Here is a 2,846-nt window from a genome sequence, read left to right on the forward strand (position 1 = left end):
GGCCCCGCATCGGTCACAGCCACGCGAACTTGCACGCGTCCACTGCTTGGCGTGTAGCGAAAGGCGTTGTCGATCAGATTGTGTGCCAGCGCGTGCAAAGCCGGTGCCCAGCCCTGGATGACCGTCGGTGCATCGGCGCAGATCACCGATACCTCCAGGTCTTTGTCTGCAGCCAGATGTGCCGAGGTCTCCACCTCGGCACGCACACATGCATCGAGATCGACAGCATCACGATGCAGGTCACCACTCTCCGAGTCCCAGCGAGCCAGCTCCAGGAACTGATTTACCAGGCGACGCAGGCGTCCCAAGCCCTCCTGCGCACGACCGAGGGCCAGCTTGCGCGAAGCGGCGGACTCGTCTGCCACGGCGTTGTCCAGATGAAGCAGCGCCGAAGTCAGCGGTGTCCGCAATTGATGAGCCGCGTCCGCTGCGAACTGACGCTCGCGCTCGAGCGACGACTGCACTCTGGAAAGCAGCTCGTTCAATGACGCGAGCACCGGTTCGAGCTCGCGTGGTGCTTGCTCCAATTCGATTGGCGTGGATGTATCTGGCCGACGCATGGACAGATCGTGCGACAGCACGTCGAGCGGTCGCAATGCGCGCCGGACCGCCCAACCCACCAGAACTGCGAGCAGCGGTAATGCGATCAAAGTCGGTGCTACGTGCTCCCAGATCAAATCGCGCGCGATCGAGTTGCGGCTGTCGTATCGCTCACCCACCCGGACGGTGTCACCATCCTCTTCTCGTATCGTAAAGATGCGCCAGCGACTGCCGTCGAAGTCCAGGTCGGAGAACCCTTCCGGCGCCGCCTTCAATCCCAAGCCTTGGAAGTTGTCGCTGGTCATGCGCAACTGGTCTGCGCCATTGAAGAACTGGAAGCCCAGCCGCACTTCGTAGGCATGACCGCCGGCGGTCAATGTCGGCTCCTGAAATGGGCTGCGCCAGACCAGCACGTCGAGCGGCGCACTGGGCTGAGGATCTCGCAAGCCCGCATTCTCGGCCAGCACATCGATGGTGCGCGTTGCCTGCACCAGCCTCGCATCGCCCAACTCGTCGAACTCCTGCACGGTCTTGCGATATCCGTAAATCGCCAAGGGCAGCGTCACCAGGCCTATGACCGCCAGCACGTAGCTGACGACACGGATATGTAGCGATCGGTTCATTGCGTTTTGTCGCCGACCAATAAATAGCCGAAGCCGCGCACCGTACGAATGACTTCGGCCGATAACTTGCGACGTAACGAATGAATGTGCACTTCGAGCGTATTGCTTTCAGCACCTGCCTCGACGCCATACAGCGCTCGCATCAGCGCTTCCCGCGAGACCGCTCGCCCAGCGCGTTCGGCCAATGCACGCAATAGAATGAACTCTCGATGCGAAAGCTCGACCGGACGGTCGTCGAACGATACATGCATCGCGGCGGGGTCGATCGTGATCGCTCCGGCCACCAGCAGATTCTTCGGTTGACCCAGTGAGCGACGGTGCAGCGCTCGCATCCGCGCTGCCAATTCATCCAGGTTGAATGGCTTGCCCAGATAGTCGTCAGCACCGGCGTCGAGCCCGGCAATGCGATCGGTCAAACCGTCGCGTGCGGTAATGACAAGGACCGGCACCGCTGCCGATTTTTCTCGCAACGCTTTGAGCACTTGCAGCCCTCCCACCCCCGGCAGCCCGAGATCGAGAAGCACGATGTCCACCCCACCGGCATGCGCAGCCGATAGACCGCTCTGACCGTCACGCATCCACAGCAGCGTATGCCCCCAACGCCTCAGCGCGGTCTCGATCGCCTGGCCAAGCAGGACATCATCCTCGATGAGCAATACGTGCATGACATTCAGTTTGGCACAGGCGCCCTGCCTTGGCGAAGCAAACACCTTGACACAATGCCGCCGATGACCACGGTGGCCAGCGGGCGCTGTACTTCCGATCCGGGCCCTACGTTGAGCGCCATTGGCACAAAGCCGAGCGCGGCAACCAACGCCGTCATCATGACCGGCCGCAACCGCTGATCGCATCATCGAGCGCTCGCCCCTCATCGTCGAAATACGTACCGGCGCTGGGTATCATGGCGCCGCGATGGCTATCCGCACCGGAGGCAGAATGAGTTCTGAAAGCGCCTGGCTGCACTGGGCATTGTTATCCGCGACGTTCGCGGCGCTCACTGCAGTGTTTGCCAAGATTGGCCTGGACGGCATCAACTCCGACGTGGCGACGCTGGTACGCGCCGTCATCATCGCGATGCTGCTGGCAGTGTTCGTTCGTATGAGCGGCCAGTGGGTCAGTCCCCTGACCTTCTCAGCCCGCAATTGGACATTTCTAGTCTTGTCCGCACTCGCCACCGGCGCCTCATGGGTTTGTTACTTTCGCGCCTTGCAGCTCGGCGAAGCGGCGAAAGTCGCGCCCATAGACAAGCTAAGCGTGGTGCTGGTGGCGATCTTCGCTGTGGTCTTCCTCGGCGAGCGCCCGGCGGCGAAGGACTGGGTCGGGATTTCGCTGGTCGGCGCAGGAGTACTGCTGCTCGCGCTCAGGCGCTAGCCGGCCACCAGCGGGAAAGCCCCGAACAGCAACGACGCCGCCATCATGACTAAGCAAATGCCCGTCGCCCACTTGAGCGTAAAGCGCTGGTGGTCACCGAAATCCACATTGGCCAGCCCCACCAGCAGATAGGTCGAGGGTACCAGAGGGCTCAACAGGTGCACCGGTTGGCCGATCAATGAAGCACGCGCCATTTCGACCGGGGAGATTCCATAGTTCTGCGCGGCCTGTGAGAGGATCGGCATCACGCCATAGTAGAACGCGTCGTTCGAGATGAAAAATGTGAACGGCAGGCTCACCAGCGCGGTGATC

3 protein-coding genes and 2 pseudogenes are annotated in these 2,846 nt (G+C 61.7%); 1 reads left to right on the plus strand and 4 read right to left on the minus strand.

The window, feature by feature from the left end; genetic code table 11:
* The 3 genes and pseudogenes from JNL55_RS36385 to JNL55_RS37275 all read right to left on the minus strand — a co-directional run.
* The coding region (locus tag JNL55_RS36385) for a histidine kinase dimerization/phospho-acceptor domain-containing protein (protein WP_293866715.1) at positions 1–1,163 on the minus strand (1,163 nt) is incomplete at its 3' end.
* Positions 1,160–1,828 carry a response regulator transcription factor gene (locus JNL55_RS36390; protein WP_293866718.1) on the minus strand — a complete coding sequence of 223 codons (669 nt, stop codon included), beginning with the start codon at positions 1,826–1,828 and terminating at the stop codon, positions 1,160–1,162. The genes JNL55_RS36385 and JNL55_RS36390, both read right to left, overlap by 4 nt.
* 35 nt (positions 1,829–1,863) lie before the next feature.
* Positions 1,864–2,004 (minus strand): annotated as a pseudogene (locus JNL55_RS37275) (efflux RND transporter permease subunit); the annotation flags it as partial.
* Between the two features lie 95 nt (positions 2,005–2,099).
* On the opposite strand from JNL55_RS37275, the gene JNL55_RS36395 reads away from it, so the two are divergent.
* On the plus strand, positions 2,100–2,534 hold the full coding sequence (locus JNL55_RS36395) for an EamA family transporter (protein ID WP_293866721.1): 435 nt from the start codon (positions 2,100–2,102) through the stop codon (positions 2,532–2,534).
* Here JNL55_RS36395 and JNL55_RS36400 read toward each other — a convergent pair.
* Positions 2,531–2,846, minus strand: a pseudogene (locus JNL55_RS36400) (citrate transporter); the annotation flags it as partial. The gene JNL55_RS36395 and the pseudogene JNL55_RS36400 sit on opposite strands and share 4 nt — an antisense overlap.

Origin of the sequence: Steroidobacter sp., from assembly GCF_016790065.1 — a bacterium.
Taxonomy (GTDB): domain Bacteria; phylum Pseudomonadota; class Gammaproteobacteria; order Steroidobacterales; family Steroidobacteraceae; genus Steroidobacter.

What these genes read in the sequence shown, in the direction of transcription:
- JNL55_RS36390 (WP_293866718.1), bottom strand. Translation starts at nt 1,828, where the DNA reads ATGCACGTATTGCTCATCGAGGATGATGTCCTGCTTGGCCAGGCGATC.
- JNL55_RS36395 (WP_293866721.1), top strand. Translation starts at nt 2,100, where the DNA reads ATGAGTTCTGAAAGCGCCTGGCTGCACTGGGCATTGTTATCCGCGACG.